The organism is Dyella nitratireducens (assembly GCF_014642835.1).
GTDB classification, from domain to species: domain Bacteria; phylum Pseudomonadota; class Gammaproteobacteria; order Xanthomonadales; family Rhodanobacteraceae; genus Dyella_B; species Dyella_B nitratireducens.
The window spans coordinates 24,533-47,722 of record NZ_BMJA01000004.1 but is presented as its reverse complement, the minus strand read 5'-3'; the positions used below and the strand labels follow the sequence as shown (position 1 = coordinate 47,722).

Below are 23,190 nucleotides of genomic sequence, written 5' to 3'. Positions count from 1 at the left end.
CGATTCTGCCAGACAAGCGCTTTTGTAGGTTGGGGTGCAAACCCCAACATCCTGATCCTGACCAACATGGCGATGGTGGGGTTTACACCCCAAGCTACGCAACGGATGGGGGTGTTTGCGAAAGGATTGCCTCTTGCTTCCGTTGCAAAAACCGCCGCACCGCTGGATCGCATGCCAGACCAATCGCCATCTCGTAGGCATGCAAGGCTTCACGTTCGTCGCCTGCACGTGCAAACAAGGCCGCACGTGCCGCCCAATACGGCTGATACTCGGCCAGTCGCTTGTCTTCGGACAAAGTGCGGATGATCGCGACAGCCGCATCAGGCCCATTCAATTCCGCAACCGCCAACGCACGATTCAGCGCAACGACGGGGGAACGAGTGAGCGCGTACAACGCATCGTAAAGCTGCACTTCCGGCGACCAGTCACTGCGTCCGGAACGCCGGCGCTCGATATGCGCCGATTGCAACGCGGCTTCGAGTTGATAGCGGCCGATCCGGCCGAATGCGCTCGCACGCCGCAACAAGTCCTCGGCGTCATCGATCATGCCGGCATCCCACAGGCGCGTGTCCTGTTCGGCGAAGGGCACGTACTCGCCTTCCACGTTGCGTCGCGCACGCCGGCGGGCTTCGGTGTACAGCATGCCTGCAAGCAAGCCCAGCGTTTCCGGTTCTTGCGGCAACAGCTCGGCCAACAAGCGGGCAAGAAAGAGCGCTTCTTCGACCAGATCACGGCGAGTCAGATCGGCATCGTCCGGCTCGCTCCAGCCTTCGGCGTATGAGGCATAGATCGCCGCCAGCACCGCTTCCAGCCGTTCGTTCCATGCATCGCGCTCGGGAATCACAAAGGGAATACCGGCCTCGCGGATTTTTTGCTTCGCGCGGCCCAGCCGTTTGCTCATCGCTTCGGGCGATACCAGGAACGCGCAGGCAATGGTTTTTGCTTCGAGCCCCAGCACGGTCTGCAGCATCAACGGCGCACGAATGCTCACGTCGATCGCTGGATGCGCGCAAGCGAACAGCAAGGCAAGGCGGCGATCGGGAAATACCTCCTCCTCGCTCGTGCCCGTACATTCGGCGTGCATATCCGCGATCGCCTGCAACTGTGCCGAGACGGCCTCACCGCTACGTCGCCGCCGGACGCCATCGATGCCTTTGCGCCGCGCTACCGTCATCAGCCAGGACTCCGGGCTGTCCGGGCAACCGTGCACCGGCCAATCCGCCAGTGCGGCGGCGAAGGCTTCCGATAACGCATCTTCGGCCGCCGACACGTCACGCATGTCGGCGGCGAGATAGGCGAGCAGTTTGCCGTAGCTGTGGCGAGCTACGGCATTGGCGGCTGCCCGCGCGTCGTCGCTCACGGCGAACTGGCCCCTGGCGTGGGCCATACCGGCCGTACTTCGATCGTGCCGTGGCTTGCGCCGGGGCAGCGCGCGGCCCAGCCCAGTGCGGCATCCAGGTCGGGGGCGTCGATCAGGAAATAGCCGCCGAGCTGTTCCTTGGTATCGGCATACGTGCCGTCCAGCACCTGCGATTTGCCATCGACCAGGCGCACGGTAGTGGCCGTATTCGTGTCCTGCAGCCGGTTGGAACCCACATACACGCCGGCTTCTTTCAACGTCTCCGTATAGGCGCGGTAAGCCGCCACACCGCGCGTCTGTTCTTCGCTGGACATGCGATGCCAGCCCGTTTCGTCGGCAAACAACAACAGTAGATATTGCATGGATAGTCTCCGTCGGTTCGAGGCGGGCAACATGCGCCGCCACTCCGATGACGCACGAGCCATCGCCCATCGGACATCCCGCGCAGCATAGCCAGTCCATCTTTAGCCGGCATGGCATAGAAGAGCAACCAAACAGTTGCATTAATCGCGAGCGTGGATCTAATATGCAACCAGGAGGTTGCCCATGAACACATCGACAGATCGCATTGAACGACAGATCCATATCAAGGCAGCACGCTCGAAAGTGTGGCGTGCGTTGGCGAACGCCGAATCCTTCGGCGAATGGTTTGGCGTCGCGCTGAAGGGAAAGCATTTCGTCGCCGGCGAACCCTGCGAGGGAAACATCACCTATCCCGGCTACGAGCATCTGACCTGGAAGGTGACGGTGGAGCGCGTCGAACCGGAACGCCTGCTTTCCTTCCGCTGGCATCCGTACGCGGTCGATCCCAATGTGGATTACTCCCAGGAACCCGCCACGCTGGTGAGCTTTGAACTGGAAGAAACCGCCGAAGGCACACTGCTGCGCCTGGTGGAATCCGGTTTCGACCAGATCCCGGCTCACCGGCGATTGGAAGCCTTCCGCATGAACAGCAGCGGCTGGGACGAGCAGATGACCAATATCGACGCCTATGTCGCCACGCACTAACGCGGGCGGAAAATTTCCGCTGCTGCGCAAAGCCGTGCCGGTATTCGCAGCGTTGGGCGACGAAACGCGCCTGCGCCTGATCGCGCTGCTCTGCGCCGGCAGCGCGCTATCCATCGCACAGCTTACGGCCGGCACCGACATCACGCGGCAAGCCGTCACCAAGCATTTGCAGGTGCTCTCCGATGCAGGGCTGGTGCGTGACATCCGGCAAGGGCGCGAACGCTTGTGGGAGTTGCAAGCGTCGCGCCTGGACGAGGCACGGCGCTCGCTCGACGTGATCACGGAACAGTGGGACCAAGCGTTGCTTCGGTTGAAAACGACGCTCGAGTCCTAAGGGTTTACTCAAACATCTGCGGCTGCTTGCGCGGCCGGTGCGCAGGCCTGGCCCTTGCGCATCGGCCAAGCGTTTCTTCCACCCTCGCCTGGAACGTCGCCGAACCCAGCGCGCGCTGCTGTTGGATGTATGTGCGAATGTCCCGCAAGACCTCCGGCTGGATATCCCATTCAAACAACTGGCGATACGCGCGCATGCGCTGCTCACTGTAAAGGCCCAGCGCCACGTACTCCGCGTGCGGAACAACCACCGGCTCGACAGCACCCAGCGCGTTGCAGGCATAACTTGACCAAGGATAGGACGACGGCTCACCCACCAATCCGCTGCGCACCGGGTTGAGCTCGATATAGCGCTGGCAGATCAGCAGATAATCCACGCCGATCAAGCAGGATTTATAACGCCCTTCCCATAGCGTACCGGACCGATGGTAGGTGGCGTTGAAGTAACTCACGTAGTTGCGGCCGATAGATTGCATCATGTGCGCCAGCGCCCCTACGTGCGACGGCGTTACCAGCAGATGCACATGGTTTGGCATCAACACGTAGGCATGCACGGCGCATTCCCAGCGGAAGCTGGCATGCAGCAATTGCACGAGGTAACACCGGTAATCGGCCGGACTGTAAAAGCATGCGCAGCCGTCATGACCGCGCTGGATGATGTGCTGGGGCACGTAAGCAAGATCGAACCGTGGCGATCGTGGCATCGTGTAGCCTCCATGCGGCGATGCGTGTGCGGTCGTCTTTATTAAAGATGTCGCCCTGTTGCTTCGAGACCGTGGCACGCTGAAACGTCGCGTTCTTCTGCGAATCTGCGTGGGTGAATCGAATAGCGACCTGCTCTACGGCGCAACGCAAGCAGGCTTATACAGAAGCTGCGGCATAAGCCTATCGCGTGGCGATGAAAAAACCGTGACGGGAAACGCGTTGCATGGTGCAGCGCATAACGGGGACAGGTCGAATAACGGGGACAGGTTGTTAGGATGGTTACCGGCCAGCTCGGTAATATGCTGCCCAGCTTGGAGATTCCCCGGGGCATTGCATGCAGAAGACCATGACAACGATGCGACCCTTTGCCGCCTGGCTGACCGTGGCACTCTTCCTGCTGTTCGGCTCGGCATGGGTAGGCAACGTAAGCAGCCCTCTGGCAGCCCTGCTGCTGTTTGCCTGGCTGTTCCTGGTCATCGTGTGGGTCGCCTTCGGCGTCGTGCATGAGGCCGAAGAGCTGGCGGACATGTTGGGCGAACCGCTCGGCACCTTGGTGCTGACGCTCTCCATCGTGATCATCGAAGTGGTGCTGATCTCGGCCGTGATGCTCGGCTCAAGCGGCAGTTCCACCCTAGCACGCGACACCATGTATGCGGTGCTGATGATCGTGCTCAACGGCGTCGTGGGCCTGGGCTTGCTGCTGGGCGGCTTTCGCCATTACGAACAGTCGTACAACCTCAAAGGTGCGTCGGCGTATCTGTCGGTGATCATTCCACTGACCATCATTGCGCTGGTGCTGCCGGACTTCACCACGTCCACATCCGATGGTTCGCTGGCTCCTCCGCAGGCATTTGCCTTCTCGCTGCTTACCATCGCTTTGTATGGTGTTTTCCTGTGGCTGCAAACGGGACGGCATCGCGGCTACTTCGTGACGACCGATGAGCAGCCGATGGATGCCGAGGACATGGCGCATCAGCAGTCAGCCACGATCGACAAGAAAAAACGGTTGCTGCACTTTGGCCTGTTGCTGTTGAACATCCTACCCATCGTCATTCTGTCCAAGAGTCTGGCGAAAATTCTCGACTACGGTATTGCCGTCACCGGCGCGCCCAAGGCCTTGGGCGGCATCATCATCGCCATCCTGGTGTTCGCGCCGGAAGGCATTTCCGCCTTGATTGCAGCACGCGCAGACCGGTTGACCCGCGCCATCAATCTTTGCCTGGGGTCGGTGGCCTCCACACTGGGGCTCACCGTACCCGCCGTGCTCGCCATCAGCCTGTACACCGGCCAGTCCGTGCTGCTCGGCGTGCCGCCGTCCAGCATCGTGATGCTGATGGCAACGCTGATCCTCAGCGCCATGACGTTTTCCAACACCCGCACCACCATGCTGGAGGGTGCGGTACACCTTTCGCTATTTGCGGTGTTTATCGTGCTGGTGTTCAGCCCATGAATACTCAGCCACGGAAGAACAAATAAACCGCACTGTACGACACACGCGTTTCCGTACCCACATGCGCGGCATCGCAACCCGTAGCAGGCGCCACGCCACCCTCCGTGCGGGTGCGCACAATGTATTGCACGCTCGCCATCTCGCCCTGTCCCGTATGCGACTTGGCATGCATCACGATCCACGCGACGGCACCGGCATCGGGCGAAGGCGATACGCTGATCGGCTCGCCCACCACCACGCTACCGTCCTCGGCTTGCCAGCTAGGGCCGGCGAAATGCTTGCCGATGGCATGCCCCTTGGCGTCGCTCAAGGTTGCGTCCGGCGCCTTCAAGGCCCACGCATAATTGCCGTTGGCGGCTTTGCAGCTATAGATCTGCGCGCCTTTGGCGAACGCTTCGATGGCATGAGGCTTGGCAGCCTGCTCTTGCGCGTGGATGCCACCTGCGAAAGCGGCCAGCGCGAAAACCCAGTACGCCCGAAATCTTTGCATGCTGTTCTCCTGGTCAGATCCCATAAACCGGGCAAAGGATAAGTGCCCGTTATTTTGTTTGTGCGTCACAACCCACGGCCGCTACATGAACCGTTCCCAGCGTCACTTGCGGCCTGCCATCAACCTGCACGGCGTTTGTCATACACTCCGGCCACGGTTGACCGCTGCGACGCGCCAAGCTCATCGGTTGCAGCGGCATCTTTGCGATATCCATCTTCGCACGCATTCGAGGCTGGCCTGATGTGTGCGACAAACGTTGCATAACGTTGCATAGTGAGGAGGGTAAGTTGATGACTCGCACCCCGCTATACCGACAGCTTGCTGCGATTGCCATCGCCGTGGCGGTCGTTGCACCTTCCATGCCGGTCCAGGCCCAACATCGCGGTCCGGACCGCGGCTGGCATCGCCCGCCACCACCACCGCCACCGCGCTGGGATAATCGCCATCGCGATCGTGGCGGCAACAACGCAGGTGTGGCCATCGCCGCCGGCCTGCTCGGCGTGGTGGCCGGCGCCGTCATCGCCAACTCCGCCGCCTCCGCGTCACAGCCGCCGCCGGGCGTGGTTTATCAGTCATCGGCACCGCCTCCTCCTCCTCCGCCCGGTGTGGTCTATTACGACAATGGCTATCCGCCACAGCAAGGATATTGAGCCAGGGATATTGATTGTCCCTGCGCATCCAGCCACGTCATGCCCTGGTTGGTCCGCTCCTGGACCGTACTCATGAATCGGAGCTTCCCATCATGAAAAACCTCTTTAGCAAGGCCGCCTTACCCATCGCGCTATCCCTGGTCCTGCTTGGCGGCACCGCCATGGCGCAGAGCACGGCACCGGCTTCAGCCGCATCGTCCGCGACCGCGCCGACTGCCAAGAAATCCCATATGCAGAAGCGCATGGATGAGGTGGAACAGCAGATCAGCGATTTGCACGAAGAGCTTGGTATCACTGACGCGGAATCCAGTCAGTGGGATGCCTATGCCCAGGTCATGCGCGACAACGCGCAAAACACGGGCAAAGCACTGCACGAACGTCATCAGCAGATGGAAAGCATGAACGCAGACGACTCCATGAAGTCCTATGCGAAGATCGCCCAGCTCAATGCGGACAACATGCAGAAACTGTCGTCAGCCTTCAGCTCTCTGTATGCCGTGCTTTCGCCGGAACAAAAGCAAACAGCCGATGAGCTGTTCAAGAATCGTCCGCCGAAGGAGCGGGGGGGACACGGGGCAAAGGGGAGCAAGGAAAGCAAGCCGGCCAGCACCTCGTCGACAGCCGGCGGCTGACCCGCAGTTTTGCATCTCGCACGCAAAGGCCGGAGGCATCACAGCCTTCGGCCTTTTTGTTTATCTCTGCCGTACCGTGACCACCACTATCCCACCGACCAACGCTGCGCTACGCTGGCCTCGCCCGGTTCCCCAACCATCTGCCGGGTGCACATCGACATCAACACGTTCGCTCAGGAGGAAGTATGGCTTTCTCTGTTCGTGCATCTAACGACGTCATGGCCCAGATCAATGTGACACCGCTGGTCGACGTCATGCTGGTGCTGTTGATCATCTTCATGATCAGCGCGCCGATCATTACGCATAAAACGAAACTGGATTTACCTCAGGGCTCCACCACACTTACAGAAGCGCCCACCTCCATCCACCTGGCTATTCAAGCGGATGGCGCAATGTACTGGAACGACACGGCTGTCAACCTGGATCAGTTGAGAACACAGTTGAGCGTTGCCGCGATGCAATCCAAGCAACCGACGCTGGAAATCGATGCGGCGGATGGCGTGGCTTACGACGCCGTAGCAAGGGTGCTGGCCGACGCAAAGGCGCAAGGATTGGCCAGGATAGACATGTTTGGCGTGCGGTGAATCCGTGCGAGATGTCACTGCCACCTCCCTTGATTTCAGGGGAGGTGGCACTGGGCACGTAGCACGTAGGTTGGGGTGCAAACCCCAACATCGCCAGGCTTGGACACACGTCATGTTGGGGTTTGCACCCCAACCTACATATTGCGAACAGGCAGGAACGGCAGGCGCCGGCTGTACAATTCCTCCATGCAAAAGCGCATCGATTCACCTATCCCAACGCTATTCGACGCCATGGAGCACGACGGCTTCGCCTTCGTCACCGCAGATGTCATGCAACCGCTGCTGCAAGCGTCAGGCGAACTGTCGGATTGGAACGCCTTCACCGCAAGCTGGAGTCAGCTCGGCCCCGATCCCTACCTTGCCGCCACCGGGCGGCAACGGCGTCGGCGCCATGCCACCTATGCCGCTACCGCACACGGCAAGGTCGAGCTTGCGCCACATCAACCGCATTACCAGTCACTGCAATACAACCGCCTGCAAGGCGATATCGAGCGCTGGTTCGAACCGGTCGAGCCGGACGTTGCAAACGGTGCGAGCCTGCGCACCATCCTTGCGTTCTGCAATGGTTTTTTCAGCTCGCTGGCGCCCGGCATCGCCACTTGGCACGTGGAAGTGCACCAGTTCCGCATCGAAGCAAGTTCCACTGAAGCGGGCGAACCCACGCCCGAAGGCAGTCACCGCGATGGCGTGGATTTCGTGCTGGTGCTGCTGATCGATCGCCACAACATCGCCAGCGGCACCACCACCATCCACGCGCCGGATGGCAAGCCACTGGGCGATTTCACCCTTACCCATCCGTTCGACTCGGCGTTGATCCATGATCCGCGCGTCTTCCATGGCGTAACGCCGGTGACACCACTGGTAGCCGGCGAGCCTGCGCATCGTGATGTGCTGGTGGTGACCTTTCACGCCAAGCCGTGACGCAAACCGTAGGTTGGGGTGCAAACCCCAACATGACGTGTGTCCAAGCATGGTGATGTTGGGGTTTGCACCCCAACCTACATCACTGCTTGCGATGCGCCTTCCACGCATCCACCCGCTGTTTGATATACCGGTCGTAGTCGTCAGACGTTTCCAGCTTCGCAATACCTGGCTGCGCGCCAGGTGCAGGGTCAGGCATCGGCAAATGCGCGGCCAGTTCCGCATACACCTGCTGCAGATGCGAAGGCTTGTTCGCCGAAGGATTCGTGCCCTTCGACTGCGGCACGGCCACGCCGGATAGCGGATCGTCGGTGCGTGCCGCCGTAAGGCTGAGCACCGCACTCACATCCGGCGCCGCAGCATCGCGCGCCGTCAGCGCAGGCACGTTCCAGCGCAACTCTACGGTTTTCAGAATCGACGTGTGATCGAACGGTATCGCGCTCGATGTACGAAATACCGTTCCGGCCGGAATCAGTGGCGAGATCAACAACGTGGGCACACGCGGTCCGAAACGCTTGAAATCGAATCCGTATTCGCCTGCCGAACTGTCCGGCGGCACGGCATTGGTGGGCGGAGAGACGTGGTCATAGCAGCCGCCGTGCTCGTCATAGGTGATGATCAACAACGTCTGACTCCACGATGGACTGTTGCGTAGCGCGTAATACACGTCGTGGATGAACTGCTCACCGAGCGCAACGTCGTAGTTGGGATGCTGGCTGTTGCCGCTGGAACCCCAGCTCGGCTCGAGGAAGACGTACGACGGCAGCGAGCCGTTCGCCGCATCCGATTGGAAATCCGTGAACTGCCCGAAATAGGTGTCAGCCAGATTGGTGATGTCGGTAAAAGTTTGCCGGGTCAGCGGCTCGGCGTTGTAGCCGTAGATTTTCCAGCTGATGTTCTGCTTGCTGAGTGCGCCGAAGATACTGGGCGCCGTGAAGGTTTTGGTCTTGTCGTCCATGTGGCCTTGCGACGTGGCCGCATGGGCGAACGCGCGATTGGGCAAGGTTTCCGTCGGCACCGAGCCGTACCAGTGATCACATACCGCAAAACCACGCGCCAGCGCGGAGAGCACCGGCAAGGTCTGCGGCGTGTGCATGCCCATGATGTCGTTGGCGGTCGTGCCGGGCAGAATGGAATAGCCTTTGCTCTTCGACTCCCAGCTCAAGGTGTAAGCGAAATTGGTGACGAAGCCTTGACCGGTTGCCACCGGGGGTGTCGGCGCCGTATTGCTGCCGAACAGCTGCGAATTCGTCGCGGTATAGCCTTCGCCAGGATCGGCGCCCGGCATGAAATACGTGCTGCTGGTGCCACCTTGGATCTTGAACACACTTACCGCCGTGCCACTGGCATCCGGATTCGATTCGTTGCCGGTGAGCCCTTCATACGCTTGCCCTGCCGGCGAAACATTGCCGGCATCGGTATAGAGAAAACCGAGCATATGATCGAAAGAGCGATTCTCCAGCATCAAGACAACGATGTGGTTGATCGCAGACAGCGAGTTGCTGGAAGTCGCCATGACGTGCAGCCTCGTGTGTGAAGGGAATGTCATTGCGCTCGCGCGCGTCTATCTCATTGAGCAGCGCTACCTTAGTGAATCACGATGACAGTTTTCCGCGAACGCGGTTCGCGATTCAGACACGATCCAGATATGGCGCAAGGGTATTCGCCAGCCAATCCATGAACACCTGCACGCGTACCGAAAGGTTGCGCCGGTGCGCATACAGCAGCGATACCGGCATCGGTTCGGCTTCGTATTGCGGCAACACTTCAACCAGACGCCCGGAACGCAACCAATGTGCAACGCCCTCTCTGGGCGTCTGCGTGATACCCAAACCAGCCAGGCATCCGCTGGCATACGCTTCGACACCGTTGACCGTCAGCACGCCTTGCATCGGCATGTAGTGGCAACGCGAACCTTCCATGTATTCGAAACCGGGCGGTCGTTGTCCCAGCACGGAGACGTAATGGATCAGCTTGTGATGCGCCAAATCCTCCAGCGTCTGCGGCACACCGTGTTCCTCCAGATAAGCGGAGCTCGCGCAGTTGACGATGCGGTACTGCCCCAGTGGCCTGGCGATCAAATTGGAATCGGTGAGCGTGCCCACACGCACCACGCAATCAAAACCCTCTGCCACCACATCCACACGGCGGTCGGTGCAACTCAACTCCACCTGGATGCCCGGGTGTTCACGTAGAAATTGCGGCAGATGCTCGATGACGCGCCTGGCGACACCGCTGTTCGTGTCCACGCGCAAGCGTCCGCTCAACGCTTGCGGCGCCTGCTGGAACATCGTGCTCAACTCGTCCAGATCCGCCAGCACGTCCTTGCAGCGCTCGTAGTAACGCTGGCCGTCTTGCGTCAATTGCACGCGGCGCGTCGTCCGGTGCAAGAGTTGCGTGCCGAGCTGCGCCTCCAGGTGCTGTACGGCGGTGGAGGCACTGGCCTTGGGCAGGCCCAGGCTATCGGCTGCCTTGGTGAAACTGGCCAGTTCCGCCACCCGCACGAAGATGTGCATGGCCTCGATCCGGTTCATCGCTCGCCTCGCCCGATTGTTCGCCATTTACGAACACAGCACTCATGATCGGACGATTTATACGCGGAGTACAGATCAATATCCTGCTCGCCGTTGGTTCCCTCCCTTAGGTTCGAAGGAGACACTCATGAGCACGAATTCGCCTATCCATAACGCCCCCATCGCCCTGATCACCGGCGGCAGCCGCGGCCTTGGCAAGAGCATGGCGCTGAAGCTGGCCGAACACGGTACCGATGTGGTGCTGACCTATCGCTCCAACCAGGCCGAGGCGAATGCCGTGGTCGAGCGTATCCACAAGCTTGGCCGCCGCGCGGTCGCCCTGCCGCTGGACGTGGGCAAGGCTTCCAGCTTCACCTCCTTCGCCGAACAGTTGCGCGTGGTGCTGAAGGAGTCATGGCAACGCAATCGCTTCGACTATCTGGTCAACAACGCGGGCATCGGCATCCATGCCGGCTTCGCGGAGACCACCGAAGCGCAGTTCGACGAATTGGTGAACATTCATTTCAAGGGCACGTTCTTCCTGACTCAGACGCTGCTGCCGTTGATCGAAGATGGCGGACGCATCCTCAACGTCTCCAGCGGCCTGGCACGCTTTGCTTTGCCCGGCTACTCGGCCTATGCGTCGATGAAGGGCGCGATCGAAGTGCTGACGCGCTATCTCGCCAAGGAACTGGGCCCACGCCGCATCGCCGTCAACACACTCGCTCCCGGCGCCATCGAGACCGACTTCGGCGGCGGCACGGTGCGTGACAACGCGGACGTGAATGCCTACGTCGCTTCGCAGACGGCGCTGGGGCGCGTGGGTTTGCCGGACGATATCGGCGGCGTGGTGGCCATGTTGCTGTCGAAGGACAGCGGATGGATCAATGCACAGCGGATCGAAGCATCAGGCGGTATGTTCGTCTGAGCTTCGTAGGTTGGGGTGCGAACCCCAACATCGCCATGCCTGTTATCGCGACAGGTTGGGGTTTGCACCCCAACCTACGTTTGCCATTCGCAGGCATGACGATAGGGGCGTTACCAGCCTTCCAGGAATTTCTGTAATTCCTTCGCCGACAAAGCGCATGTAACCCAATCGGTGTACCTTCTTCCTCCTGACACCAAGAGGGATTAGGTCGTGGTCAGCTACAGCCCAGCGCATATCACTCCCAGCCGCGAGCAAGCGCTGCATGCGCTCTACGAAGCGGCCGAACTCGAACACTGTCTGATGTGCACCTACCTCTACGCGGCGTTCTCGCTGAAGTCGTCGGTAGACGAAGGCGTGACGGCAGAGCAGCTCGAAGCGATCACGCGCTGGAGGCACAACATCCTGCAGGTGGCCATCGAAGAAATGGGCCATCTGATGTCGGTGTGGAATATCACCATCGCGCTGGGTGGGGCGCCACGTGTGGGACGCTCCAATTTCCCCCTCGATCCCGGCTACCTGCCGGCCGGCGTGGTGGTGAAGCTGGCACCGTTCAATATGGCGACGCTGCAGCACTTCATCTACCTGGAGCGCCCGGCAGGATCCACCGAACCCGATGGCGCAGGCTTCGAGCCCGAACGCCATTTCGTACGCGGCGCAGACGGTCCGCGCCTTACGCCGATGGGCCTCAATTACGACACCGTTGGCGAGTTCTATCAGACCTTGGGCACGGGTTTGCGCCGGCTGGTGGAAGCACATGGTGAAGCGGGCGCGATGTGCGGCAATCCTGCCTTGCAACTGTCCAGCGCCGAGGTATCGCTGCCCGGCGCGAAGAAGGTGATTTGCCTGAAAACCGCCTTGGCCGCGTTCGAGTCCATCATCACGCAGGGCGAGGGCGCGCTGGAGAATACGGAGAATTCGCATTACCAGCGTTTCGCAGCAATCCGCACGGAATACCAGGCGCTGCTCACCGCCGATCCTTCCTTCAAGCCGGCGTTCCCGGCGGCGACCAATCCAGTATTCCGCCGGCCGCCACGGCCCGAAGGCCGCGTATGGCTGGAAGATGCCGATGCGATCGCTACCGTCGATGTCGCCAATAGCGCCTACGGACTGATGCAGCGGCTGCTCGCTTATACCTATTCCATACCGCAACCGGACCCGGACAAGAACCTTTCGCTCGAACTCGGCATCGGCTTGATGCGTGCCTTGGTGCCCTTGGCCGAACGTGCGGCGCGGCTGCCGGCTGGCCCTTCAAATCCGGATTGCCATGCAGGGGTGACGTTCATCACCCTGCGCGATACCGCGCCGCTGCCACCTGGCCCAAGCGCGGGGCGTTTCTTCCGCGAGCGCTTCCAGCAGCTGACAGAAGCGGCCGAACGCTTGAGCGCGTCGGGCGATGCACGCACCATCACGGCGGCACGAGTACTTGCTGGCCTTTCCAGGCAGGCCGAAGAAGGTTTCGACCTTTCCCGTCCTGCACCGTCAGCCGTTGTTACCGAGCAAACAGCAGCGACGCCCGCCTCAGCTGCACCAAGCACCACGAACGACGGCATCGAGCAAGTCGAAGGCGACAAGCTGACGCTGATGTTCGAAGCCAAGCGATGCATCCACGCGCGCTTCTGCGTGACCGGTGCACCCAAGGTTTTCCTGGCCAATGTGAAAGGCCCGTGGCTCCATCCCGATGCGATGGATGTGGAGCGCCTGGCGGACATTGCGCATGCGTGCCCGTCCGGCGCCATTCAATACAAAAGGCGCGATGGGCGTCCGGACGAATCCGCGCCACCCGTGAATCTGGCAGCGACACGCGAAGCAGGACCGTATGCGTTTCGCGGTGATCTGCGCCTGAGCGGCAAACCTGCGGGATTCCGCGCCACGCTATGCCGCTGCGGCGCGTCGAAGAACAAGCCCTTCTGCGACGGCTCGCATCACGACATCGGTTTCACCGCCAGCGGCGAACCGCCAACCGGCAACGCTACCGATGATTTGGCCGCGCGTGACGGCCCGTTGCGGATCGATCCGCAATTGAACGGTCCGTTGTGCGTGCGCGGCAATCTGGAAATCATCAGCGGCACGGGCCGCATGGTGGCGCGCGTTACCAGCACGTACCTGTGCCGCTGCGGGCATAGCCAGAACAAACCGTTCTGCGACGGCAGTCACGCCAAGGTGGGATTCACCGCCGACGGCGCGTGATCAGTCTTCTTCCTTGCAGCGCTGGTTGTCTTCGCCGGTGTCGTTCAAGGCATCGCCGCTGGCGTTGGTATCTTCCAGGCGCTGCGGTGGACCACGGCGTTTGCGCGGATCGTAGGGTTCGCCGGCTTCGCGGCGTTCGTCATGTTGATTGGGAGCAGGCATGGCTGGCTCCTCTTGTGCTTGCGATGGGAGATAACTATCCAACCGGCATGCGGAAGGCTTGGTACTAGTTGCGCAAAGAATCTGTGCAGAGCGCACTATTTCCCTCCGGGGACCTGATTAGTACCGTGCCTCAGCGGGCTCTCACGGTGACTTCCCTCTGCGGCAACGCGTAGGTTGGGGTGCAAACCCCAACATGGCTGTGCGTGCAGAGAGGATGCCGTTGGGGTTTTCACCCCAACCTACGAACTCACTTCCCCCGGGAGGAAGCGGGCCCCAAAACACCCTCCCTGCGGAAGCGCATGGTCCCTCTCCCCCTTTAGAATGGCGCCCTTGTCTCCATCCGGTGAGGGTTATTCGTGGTCATCCATCCCAAGGTTCGCGGCTTTATCTGTGTCACGGCGCATCCGGTCGGCTGCGAGAAGAACGTGGTCGAACAGATCGGCATCACCAAGGCCAAAGGCGCTGCCGCCTCCGGTCCTAAACGCGTACTGGTGATCGGCGCATCCACGGGATACGGCCTGGCCACGCGTGTCACGGCAGCCTTTGGCTACGGCGCCGCCACTCTGGGCGTGTTCTTCGAAAAGCCTTCCAGCGACAGCAAGCCCGGTACCGCGGGCTGGTACAACTCCGCGGCGTTCGACAAGCTGGCCAAGCAGGCGGGGCTGTACTCCCGCTCCATCAACGGCGATGCGTTCTCCCACGAAACCCGCACTCGCGCGATCGAGCTGATCAAGAACGAAATGGGTGGCCCGATCGACCTGGTGATCTATTCGCTGGCCTCGCCCGTGCGCAAGCTGCCCGACAGCGGCGAAATGGTGCGTTCCACGCTGAAGACCATCGGCAAGCCATTCACCGCGTCCTCGGTGGATACCAACAAGGATGCCGTGGTGCAGGTCACCGTGGAGCCGGCCAACGAGCAGGAAATCAAGGACACCGTTACCGTGATGGGTGGCGAAGACTGGGCCCTGTGGATCGACGCACTCAGCAAGGCCGGCGTGCTGGCCGACAACGCCTCCACCGTCGCCTACAGCTACGTCGGCACCGAAATCACCTGGCCCATCTACTGGCACGGCACCATCGGCCAGGCCAAGCAGCACCTGGACAACACCGCGCACGAACTCAGCCAGCGCTACGCGGCACAACATCTGCACGCCTACGTGGGCGTGATGAAGTCGGTGGTGACGCAGGCCAGCTCGGCCATTCCGGTGATTCCGCTGTACGTCTCCATGGTGTTCCGCATCATGAAAGACAAAGGCATCCACGAAGGCACCATCGAACAGGCCAATCGCCTGTTCCACGATTTCCTGTATCGCGAAGATGGCAAGGCGCCACCCACCGATGAGGAAGGCCGCCTGCGCCTGGACGATTGGGAATTGCGCGACGACGTGCAGCAAACCTGCAAAGCGCTATGGCCGCAGGTCAGCACGGAGAATCTGTGGGAAGCGACCGACTATGCCGGCTACAAGAATGAGTTTCTGCGTTTGTTCGGCTTCGATCGCAAGGATGTGGATTACAACGCGGATGTGAATCCGGATGTAAGTTTTGATGTGATCCAGCTCTAGCCTCACACCTTCGTGGTGCATGGCAGATCGTAGGTTGGGGTGCAAACCCCAACATTGCCATCTGGATGTGTACCGATACGTTGGGGTTTGCACCCCAACCTACAAAAAGGCCGGCTTTCGCCGGCCTTTTTGCATCACCGCATGATGCCCGTATGCCCCAGCGAATACCGCCCAGGCTGTGGCCATACCGCCAGGCCATGCGGCTCCATGCCCACCTTGATGATCTTCACCTTGCCGGTGGTGGTATCGAACGCATACACCACGTCATCAAAACGGCCCGACAACCACAACCACTTGCCGTCCGCCGTGACATTGCCCATATCAGGGCTGCCGCCGCCCGGAATCGGCCAGTTGGCCACCACCTTGCGCGTGGCGAAATCGATCACCGACACGCTGCCCGGACCATGCGGCGGACCGTGCACCTTGTTTGAACCGCGGTTGGCGACATACAGCTTGGTGCCGTCGCGGCTCGGATACATGCCATGCGTGCCGATGCCGGTCTTGATAAAGCCGATCTGCTTGAAGCTGTCGCCGTCAATCAGATACACGCCGTTGGCCATCATGTCGGCAACGTAGAACACCTTGCCATCGGGCGACACACGGATGTCTTGCGGCATGCCGTGCTTGCTGAGCTGCAGGTAGCCGAGCACCTTCTGGTTGACCATGTCGATCTTCACCAGCTTGCCGCCGAATTCGCAGGTAAAGATGGCGTACTTGCCGTCGATCGAGAAATCCGCGTGATTGATGCCCTTGCATTCCGGTGCGGACAAGCGGGAAATCAGCGCCATGGTGTGCGGGTTGCGGAAGTCGAGGCGCGCGAAGGCTTCGGCCACCACGATGGCTTCTTTGCCATCCGGCGTGAAGTACATGTTGTACGGATCATCCACCGGATCGGCCTTGCCCGGCTTGCCGGTCTTGGGATCGATCGGCGTCAGGCTGCCATCGTTATGGCCTTCGGCGTTGTTGGTTACCCACAGTGTTCTCAGATCCCACGATGGCACCACATGCTGTGGGCTGCGGCCGACCGGAAACTTATCCACCACCGTGAACGTGCTCGGATCGATCACATACACATCGTTCGAACGCAGGTTGGGTACGTAGATGCGCGGCAGATCGCCCTTCACCACCGGGCTGAACATGTTGAAGCCCGCATTGCTGTACATGTTGTTCGGGTTGGTCACCGGCGGCATGCCGGGAACGGTTTGCACCGTTTGCGCCGCAGCCACGGCGGTGACACACAAACCGGCCAGCACGGCGCCGGCACGCAAGGCAAAACGCCCAAAGCAATCAAATCTCACGGCAGATTCCCGTATTTGAAGAGGACAACGATTTATTTCCCAAAGCTCGCATCAACGCCCTGCCGTTTCCTGGCGAATGGCATCGACCGTGCGCGAAACTATAGCATCCACGCCCAATTGGCCGAGTTCCGCGGTGGAACGCCGCGGATCGCCGCCGTACACACCATCGGCCGCGCCGGGCTTCGGCGCATTGCGCATCTCACTCATCCGCACCATTTGCGGCGCGACGGCAAGCTGCAGCGAGGTATCCGCCAGCCCTGCATGCGTGCCGATTTCATCGTCGCGAAAACCACGTTGGCGTAGCAATTGGGCATAGCCATCCGACGATGTTTCGTAATACGCCGCCGGCAGGATTGCCCGCGCATTCGTTCCTGCCCATGCTTTGTTGAGGTGAGCCACTACCTGTTTCAGGTCTTTCTGATAACCGCCGTGGTCACCGAGAAAAACAATGTTGCGAAAACCATGCACGGCGAAACTGTTGGCCGCCGACTCGAGCATTTTTTCGAAGACGTCATCCGGAATAGTGATGGTGCCCGGAAAGCGCATATGCGACGTAGGTGGCGCATAGCCGCCTTCCGGTACGTAAGCCACTACCGGCGCCACCAAGGCGTTGCCGAGTTTTTGCGCGATCTTGTCGGCGAGATAGGCCGCACGCACGTTGTGCTTGCCCACCGCGACGTAAGGACCGCTTTGCTCGGTGCCGCCGATGGGAATGATGATCGTCGTCTTGCCAGCGTGAACCTGGTCGCGCAGCTCGGTCCAGGTGAGGTTCTGCAACTGTACGGTGGAAGGTGCTTGTGCGAACGCAGCTTGCGCGGTGACAAGGAAAAAGACAGACGCAATGATGCGTCGGAATGCATGGCGCTGAGTCATGGGGCAGGCGCAAAGGGGATGTGAAGAACAACGGTGCATATGGTTGCACGCCGTTGACGTCTTCGCATCCCTTTGACGCTCATTGCCTCGGTTTTGCCCTATTTCTTATTCACTCGCTCTCCTGTGGAATAGCCCGGCGGAAGATCTCCTCCCAATAGGCCATGCGTTCGGAATAGGCTTCGCGCACCGACTCAGGCTGGTCGTTCTGCAGGCTGCGCACGTGAGTGATCGGCAACGTCGCCGAAGCCATCTGCCGCCACGCATCCGCGGCGGCTTTCAAGTGGGAGTGGGACGCCAGCAGCGCAGCGATCACCTGCTGGTCCACCATTTGTTGCGCGCTGAGTGCCATCAATCCTTCCAGCGCAATATCAGTGCGCTCGGAGAGGAACGCGACAGCCTCGCCCCAGTTATTGAAACTAACTTCCATGGGCGACTCCTCGGTTCTGGGAGACGGCTACAGCCTAGGGAGTGGTCGATCAATTCTGTGTAGGCGCGCCGTATGTGAATGAGCTTGTTCACAGGGACTAACCGCCATGGTCAGCCGCTGTTACGTAGGCTATGGGGTTTCATGTCGAGACAACGAAAAAATCCCCTCCCCTGCTTGCGGGGGAAGGGACCGGTGCCAACCAGACTGCAATAAGGCAGGGAGTCGTCCCTGGCAATCGCGTTATGCCACCTCCACGTGCCGCAGCGGCTCCCACGCATGCTCCGGGTAATACTGCCGCATCAGCTTGTTCACATACGCCACCAAATGGGGCCTGCCTGCCACCGCATCCCTCAGCGGCGTATCGAAGAACGGGGTAAGAATGGAGGCAAGCACGCCAAATGCCGTCGCATCCACGGCCGTCAACCTGTCCCCCATGATGTAAGGCTTGTCACCCAGTAGCGCGGCGATCGCATCGATCGATCGCACACCCAGCGCAGCAATTTCACCGGCCGAATGACGGCCGATGCCATGGCTTCGCATGTCGCCATCCTTGCGCGCCTGCATGTCGCGACGCAGTTGTTCACGCTCTTCCTCCGGTGCGCCATTGGCGAAATTCGCCGGGCCCTTGGCGAAGTTCTCCGGAACGATCCAGCGGAACCACACCATGGCGAAGTAGAGGTGATCCTCCAGCATCCGCTCTATCGCCCAGGATTCGGCACGCTGGCGCGTATCCAGGCCCTCGTCCAGGTCTACGCCATATTTGCGTTCGATATGCGCGCGGATGAAAGTGGAGTCGCAGACCACTTCGCCATCGTCCACCATGTAAGGCACCTTGCCCTTGGGCGCCTGCGGAGGTGTGGTGGAGTTCCTCACATAATCCAGACCCGCCATCTTCAACTGCACTTCGGTTTTAATCACGAAAGGGCTGGTTTCCGGCATGCCGAAGCCAGGGCGGGTTGCGTACAAAGTGATGCTCGGTGTGGTCATGTCCTTGAGGTCCACGCAGGAAGGAGCGCATAGCGTGGCCCCTTGCTGCTGACAACCTACTGTCAGCAGTTCGCAGGTTGGGGTGCAAACCCCAACATGGCGCGACGACAGGCATGGCGATGTTGGGGTTTGCACCCCAACCTACATACCGCAAGCGGATGCATACCAGGCCAGCACCTTGGCGGGAAGCAACTCATCCAACGCCATGCCAACCGCACGGCAAGCATCGAGGTTGTCGATCAGCGCCCTGGCATAACGCGTATCGCGCGCTTGCGCCGATACGTTCGCGTCCTGCCACTCGATCATCTCCAGCAGACGCTGCGACCACTCATAGAGTTGGTCCGCCCGCTCCGAAAAGCGCGCATGCAACCAGCCGCTCAACGGCGCATGCAAGACGTAGTCATACCGGTCTACCATCCGCCGCACCAAAGCATCCACTTCCTCGCCGATACCTCGAAACCACTCGGTATGCCCGCCAGCCGCCTCCGCGATCAGCAAGGGGGCTGCGGCGCGATGTTCCGGCCATCGCTCAATCAACAGCCGCTCCAGCCGCCGCGCATCCCGCAGTCGCCCGGTCTCGACCAGCAGCCCCTTCTGCAGATCGAACAGCGCAAAGAAGCGGGGATGAAAGCTGCGGAACCGCTGAACCGGATCTTGCGTGAAGCCTACTTTGGTCAGGTCCTCGCCCAGGGAAGGCAGCACGTAAACGAACGTTCGCCCGCGTCGTGCAGGATCAGGCAAACCCCAATCACCCAGTGTTTCGCGCTCGCTCAAGCCGGCTCCTGTCCTGAGAGATGACGGGCGCTCGACGATCGCCCCTCGCCACGCAATACTGCTACGCAAAGCAGTAGGGGAAATACCGTTTTGAACAACACACCTGCCAAGGGCAGCCTGGCCTGCGTGGGCATAGGCATGACGCTGGGCTCCCACCTGAGCGCACGCACGCGCAGCTACATCGAACAAGCGGATGTAGCCTTCGTCCTGGTGTCAGACGGCATCATCGAGCTGTGGCTGCAAGACATGAACAAGGACGTGCGCAGCCTGCAGCCGTATTACCAGGAAGGCAAGTCGCGGATGAAGACTTACCGCCAGATGGTGGAGGCCATGCTGACCGAGGTGCGTGCCGGCAAGCGCGTCTGCGGTGTGTTCTATGGTCACCCCGGCGTGTTCGCCTGGGTCCCGCACAAGGCCATCGAGACTGCGCGCAGCGAAGGCTTCTCCGCCCATATGGAACCCGGCATCTCCTCCGAGGATTGCCTGTACGCCGACCTCGGCATCGACCCCGGCGCACGCGGCTGCCAGCACTACGAAGCCAGCCAGTTCATGCTTTATCGTCGTTGTATCGATCCAAGTGCGTGGTTGATCCTGTGGCAGATCGGTATCGCCGGCGATCGAACACTCAAGCGTTTCTCTACCGGCGAGGCCCATCGGCAAGTTCTGGTCGATGTGCTCGCCCGGCATTACCCCTTGGATCACGAGGTGGTTGTCTATCGCGCTGCTACCTTGCCCTTCCAATCCCCGCGTATCGAGTGCCTCGCGCTTGAAAGGCTGCCGCTCGCAGAAGTAGGCATGGCCGATACTCTGGCCATTCCGCCGGCCCGCCCGCTGGAGGCCGACGACGAGATCCGCAGCCGTCTGGCAGCGTTGGTCTGATCGCAGTCTTTCCGACATATAAATCGAGGCAAATACACGTACGACAGTACGTTAGTTTCGGCATCGACGGCGCGTTTGCTCGGCGCGCGATATGATGAGGCCCCTGTCGTGCCCAGGACCGAGTACGGTGGCCGATAAGGGGGAACTACAGCAAGCAATACAGGGGTAATTAGATGTCGAATGTCATTCAATTCTTGGAAAAAGTAGGTAACGCAGCCCAATGGGACGACGTTACCGAAGGCAAGTTGGAACTGGCTCTGGCAGAAGCTGATATCGAAGGTCCGTTCCGCTCAGCCATCTTGAATAAGGATGTTGCGCAGTTGCAGGTGCTTCTGCAGCAGAAGGAACCTGTCTGCTTTGTAATTCCAGGTGAGGAAGAAGAGGAAGAAGAAGGCGAAGAGGAGCCCGGCGAGAAAGGGCAACTCAAAGACGCACGCTGTTTGCCACGCGTTCGATTTGCCTCTCGGTCTTAAATGCACTGGGCCGGCAACAACCGCCGGAAACACTGCACAGGAATCTTCCTGCTGCTTATCGTGTTTGCAGGTGTGGCCATAGCTGCCGCACCTGCACCTAGTGATGTTTCACAACTTCTGACGCGCGCAGAAAACATAAAAACCTCAGACTACGCAAATTTTTTGAAGCTGCTTCAGGAGCTCGAAAGCCGCACAAGTGAATTATCAGAACCGCAGAAATGGCAGTTGCGCTTTATGGAGGGCTGGCAGGCTACCTATAGCGGCCAAGACGAGAAAGCCAAGCTATTACTGGAAGCTGTTGCGAAGCAAGCACCTGATAGCAGTCTAAGAACGCGTGCAACTGCCACGCTGATAAATGTCCTTGGTGTCGGTCACCACTACGAAGAAGCCTTCGAGTATCTGGATCGCGCTCTAGATAACCTCCCCCAGGTCACCGACAAACAGGCGCGTTTCCCTCTTTTGGGCGAGGCGTCGCAGCTATTGGTCGAAGCCGGTCAATATGACCTTGCCACCGGCTACGCCAATCAGATAGTTACTGAATTTCCGACTGGAAGATATGGTTGCATCGGTCGCATGCTCAAATTGCATGCCGAACTTCGTGGCGGGCAAACAAATATATCCAATGACGTATTTCAGGACGCCATAAATCGCTGCCTTGAAGTCAAAGAAAAGTTAGCCGCCGATACGATTCGACGTGACATGGCAATTCTTGCCATGCAGCAAAACAAGCTGGATGACGCACTTTCACTTCTGCAAGTAAATTATCAAGAGGTAAAAGGTCTCGACTATCCCGACTTGACCTCGGAATACAACGTTCTTTTGGCGCAGACCTATTGGAAAAAAGACAATATTGCTCTGGCGCAAAAATATGCCATGACCACAGTCGACATTGCCTCCAAGAGCGACCTCATAGAACCCCTTATAACTGCTTACCAATTGCTGTATCAGATTGAAAGGCAATACGGCAATCTACGCGACGCACTCGCTTATCACGAAAAGTATGTAGCAGCCGATAAAGAACACCTAGATGACATCCGGGAAAAAGCCCTCGCCTACCAAATCGTCAAGCAAGAAGTCGAAGCCAAGAAGATCGAACTTGGCACGCTAAACAAGCAAAATCAGATCCTGCAATTACAGCAAGCACTCGACCGCAAGGCCGTAGTTACCAGCCGCCTTTACATCGCCTTGCTGCTTACGGTACTCGCCTCCATCGCCTTCTGGCTCTACCGCCTCAAGCGCTCACAACTACGCTTCATGCGCCTGGCACGCCGCGATGGCCTCACCGGCATCTTCAACCGCCAGCACTTCGTCGAAGAAGCCGAACAGATACTGCGCTATGTGGCAAAGTCCCTACGCGGCGCCTGCCTGATCCTGATCGACCTCGATCATTTCAAAGACATCAACGACACCCACGGCCACGTCGTGGGCGACGCGGTGCTGAAGCGCGCCGTGGCGGTTTGCCAATGCCACTTGAATTCCTGCGATGTATTCGGCCGCCTTGGCGGCGAGGAATTCGGCATTCTTCTGCCGGAATGCACGGTCATCCAGGCACTGGAGCGGGCGGAACGCATCCGCCTGTCCATCCAGCAAGTGGATGACAGCGAGGATGTTCCGCTGACCGCAAGTTTCGGCATCGCTGCCACCGCGCACTACGGATACGATCTGCGCCGCTTGCTGGTCGCCGCGGATAGTGCGCTCTATCGTGCCAAGAACGACGGCCGCAACCGCGTAGTCGTCAGCATGGACGACCATGCACCGCGTACTGCCCCGAGCACCGGCAACAGCAAGCATGCCGATACATCCCCCTATGCCAACTCCACGGAATAACGCGTCGCTTCCCATCCAGCACGCAAGCGCATGACGGCAGCAACATCCAGCAGCATAGGTTGTGCTTTGATCAGGGCGGAATACTGCTTCTGACATTCCATCGGCTGACAGGACGAACCGGCCAACAGGCCGGTTCGTTTTCTTGCACCTTCCATGGACTTGCTGCA

At 59.9% G+C, this 23,190-nt stretch carries 25 protein-coding genes; 13 read left to right on the top strand and 12 right to left on the bottom strand.

The genetic code is table 11. From position 1 onward, the window contains the following. Window positions 1–94 precede the first annotated feature (94 nt). Entirely contained in the window at window positions 95–1,387 is a 1,293-nt protein-coding gene (locus IEX75_RS19000; RefSeq protein WP_188796708.1) for an RNA polymerase sigma factor, read from the bottom strand. Continuing rightward, entirely contained in the window at window positions 1,357–1,722 is a 366-nt protein-coding gene (locus tag IEX75_RS18995) for a YciI family protein (protein ID WP_188796706.1), read from the bottom strand. The genes IEX75_RS19000 and IEX75_RS18995 overlap by 31 nt, the downstream gene beginning before the upstream one ends. Window positions 1,723–1,906: 184 nt before the next feature. Between IEX75_RS18995 and IEX75_RS18990 the strand changes: the two genes are divergently transcribed. Then, window positions 1,907–2,368, top strand: a complete 462-nt coding sequence (locus tag IEX75_RS18990) for an SRPBCC family protein (RefSeq protein WP_188796704.1) — start codon at window positions 1,907–1,909, stop codon at window positions 2,366–2,368. Then, on the top strand, window positions 2,352–2,702 hold the full coding sequence (locus tag IEX75_RS18985) for an ArsR/SmtB family transcription factor (protein ID WP_188796702.1): 351 nt from the start codon (window positions 2,352–2,354) through the stop codon (window positions 2,700–2,702). The genes IEX75_RS18990 and IEX75_RS18985 overlap by 17 nt, the downstream gene beginning before the upstream one ends. Window positions 2,703–2,706: 4 nt before the next feature. On the opposite strand, the gene IEX75_RS18980 is transcribed toward IEX75_RS18985, so the two are convergent. Beyond that, a complete protein-coding gene (locus IEX75_RS18980) occupies window positions 2,707–3,405 on the bottom strand; it encodes a transposase (RefSeq protein WP_188796700.1) in 699 nt (232 codons plus the stop codon). A 347-nt stretch (window positions 3,406–3,752) separates the two neighbouring features. Here IEX75_RS18980 and IEX75_RS18975 point away from each other — a divergent pair, with 347 nt between their 5' ends. Next, complete coding sequence (locus tag IEX75_RS18975) at window positions 3,753–4,856, top strand: calcium:cation antiporter (protein WP_188796699.1); 1,104 nt, start codon at window positions 3,753–3,755, stop codon at window positions 4,854–4,856. Between the two features lie 4 nt (window positions 4,857–4,860). Here the strand turns inward: IEX75_RS18975 and IEX75_RS18970 are convergent, their stop codons facing one another. Then, entirely contained in the window at window positions 4,861–5,346 is a 486-nt protein-coding gene (locus tag IEX75_RS18970; RefSeq protein ID WP_188796698.1) for a DUF3455 domain-containing protein, read from the bottom strand. 290 nt (window positions 5,347–5,636) lie between these two features. Here IEX75_RS18970 and IEX75_RS18965 point away from each other — a divergent pair, with 290 nt between their 5' ends. From IEX75_RS18965 to IEX75_RS18950, 4 genes are all read left to right on the top strand, one after another. Next, complete coding sequence (locus IEX75_RS18965) at window positions 5,637–5,996, top strand: hypothetical protein (protein ID WP_188796697.1); 360 nt, start codon at window positions 5,637–5,639, stop codon at window positions 5,994–5,996. Between the two features lie 92 nt (window positions 5,997–6,088). Further along, complete coding sequence (locus IEX75_RS18960; protein ID WP_188796696.1) at window positions 6,089–6,628, top strand: Spy/CpxP family protein refolding chaperone; 540 nt, start codon at window positions 6,089–6,091, stop codon at window positions 6,626–6,628. Between the two features lie 185 nt (window positions 6,629–6,813). Further along, window positions 6,814–7,212 (top strand): ExbD/TolR family protein, encoded by a 399-nt coding sequence (locus IEX75_RS18955; RefSeq protein WP_188796694.1) that lies wholly within the window; start codon window positions 6,814–6,816, stop codon window positions 7,210–7,212. Between the two features lie 186 nt (window positions 7,213–7,398). Continuing rightward, on the top strand, window positions 7,399–8,133 hold the full coding sequence (locus IEX75_RS18950) for a 2OG-Fe dioxygenase family protein (protein ID WP_188796692.1): 735 nt from the start codon (window positions 7,399–7,401) through the stop codon (window positions 8,131–8,133). Window positions 8,134–8,215: 82 nt separating this feature from the next. Here IEX75_RS18950 and IEX75_RS18945 read toward each other — a convergent pair whose 3' ends face one another. Both IEX75_RS18945 and IEX75_RS18940 read right to left on the bottom strand, forming a co-directional pair. Continuing rightward, window positions 8,216–9,649: an alkaline phosphatase family protein gene (locus tag IEX75_RS18945; RefSeq protein ID WP_188796690.1), complete on the bottom strand. Its 1,434-nt coding sequence runs from the start codon at window positions 9,647–9,649 to the stop codon at window positions 8,216–8,218. Window positions 9,650–9,764: 115 nt separating this feature from the next. After that, the gene (locus IEX75_RS18940; protein ID WP_188796688.1) at window positions 9,765–10,667 is read right to left on the bottom strand and encodes a LysR family transcriptional regulator; all 903 of its coding nucleotides are present in this window, start codon (window positions 10,665–10,667) and stop codon (window positions 9,765–9,767) included. Window positions 10,668–10,794: 127 nt separating this feature from the next. Here IEX75_RS18940 and IEX75_RS18935 point away from each other — a divergent pair, with 127 nt between their 5' ends. Together IEX75_RS18935 and IEX75_RS18930 are read left to right on the top strand one after the other, a co-directional pair. Further along, on the top strand, window positions 10,795–11,574 hold the full coding sequence (locus IEX75_RS18935) for an SDR family NAD(P)-dependent oxidoreductase (protein WP_188796686.1): 780 nt from the start codon (window positions 10,795–10,797) through the stop codon (window positions 11,572–11,574). A 210-nt stretch (window positions 11,575–11,784) separates the two neighbouring features. Next, window positions 11,785–13,761 (top strand): ferritin-like domain-containing protein, encoded by a 1,977-nt coding sequence (locus tag IEX75_RS18930; protein WP_188796684.1) that lies wholly within the window; start codon window positions 11,785–11,787, stop codon window positions 13,759–13,761. Here IEX75_RS18930 and IEX75_RS18925 read toward each other — a convergent pair whose 3' ends face one another. Continuing rightward, window positions 13,762–13,923: a hypothetical protein gene (locus tag IEX75_RS18925; RefSeq protein WP_188796682.1), complete on the bottom strand. Its 162-nt coding sequence runs from the start codon at window positions 13,921–13,923 to the stop codon at window positions 13,762–13,764. Between the two features lie 356 nt (window positions 13,924–14,279). Between IEX75_RS18925 and fabV the strand changes: the two genes are divergently transcribed. Beyond that, a complete protein-coding gene (fabV, locus tag IEX75_RS18920) occupies window positions 14,280–15,485 on the top strand; it encodes an enoyl-ACP reductase FabV (RefSeq protein WP_188796680.1) in 1,206 nt (401 codons plus the stop codon). A gap of 134 nt (window positions 15,486–15,619) precedes the next feature. On the opposite strand, the gene IEX75_RS18915 is transcribed toward fabV, so the two are convergent. From IEX75_RS18915 to IEX75_RS18895, 5 genes are all read right to left on the bottom strand, one after another. Beyond that, on the bottom strand, window positions 15,620–16,783 hold the full coding sequence (locus IEX75_RS18915) for a YncE family protein (RefSeq protein ID WP_229720966.1): 1,164 nt from the start codon (window positions 16,781–16,783) through the stop codon (window positions 15,620–15,622). A 51-nt stretch (window positions 16,784–16,834) separates the two neighbouring features. Next, entirely contained in the window at window positions 16,835–17,656 is an 822-nt protein-coding gene (locus IEX75_RS18910; protein WP_188796678.1) for a creatininase family protein, read from the bottom strand. Between the two features lie 109 nt (window positions 17,657–17,765). After that, the gene (locus IEX75_RS18905) at window positions 17,766–18,083 is read right to left on the bottom strand and encodes a hypothetical protein (RefSeq protein WP_188796676.1); all 318 of its coding nucleotides are present in this window, start codon (window positions 18,081–18,083) and stop codon (window positions 17,766–17,768) included. Window positions 18,084–18,323: 240 nt separating this feature from the next. After that, window positions 18,324–19,070 (bottom strand): glutathione S-transferase family protein, encoded by a 747-nt coding sequence (locus IEX75_RS18900; protein WP_188796672.1) that lies wholly within the window; start codon window positions 19,068–19,070, stop codon window positions 18,324–18,326. Window positions 19,071–19,211: 141 nt separating this feature from the next. Then, window positions 19,212–19,844 carry a GIY-YIG nuclease family protein gene (locus tag IEX75_RS18895; protein WP_188796670.1) on the bottom strand — a complete coding sequence of 211 codons (633 nt, stop codon included), beginning with the start codon at window positions 19,842–19,844 and terminating at the stop codon, window positions 19,212–19,214. Window positions 19,845–19,934: 90 nt separating this feature from the next. Here IEX75_RS18895 and IEX75_RS18890 point away from each other — a divergent pair, with 90 nt between their 5' ends. The 3 genes from IEX75_RS18890 (at window position 19,935) to IEX75_RS18880 (ending at window position 23,023) form a co-directional block, all read left to right on the top strand. Continuing rightward, a complete protein-coding gene (locus IEX75_RS18890) occupies window positions 19,935–20,723 on the top strand; it encodes an SAM-dependent methyltransferase (protein ID WP_268236496.1) in 789 nt (262 codons plus the stop codon). A gap of 173 nt (window positions 20,724–20,896) precedes the next feature. Beyond that, window positions 20,897–21,196: a hypothetical protein gene (locus IEX75_RS18885; RefSeq protein ID WP_188796668.1), complete on the top strand. Its 300-nt coding sequence runs from the start codon at window positions 20,897–20,899 to the stop codon at window positions 21,194–21,196. Next, a complete protein-coding gene (locus tag IEX75_RS18880; protein WP_188796666.1) occupies window positions 21,197–23,023 on the top strand; it encodes a tetratricopeptide repeat-containing diguanylate cyclase in 1,827 nt (608 codons plus the stop codon). It abuts the gene before it with no gap. Window positions 23,024–23,190 lie beyond the last annotated feature (167 nt).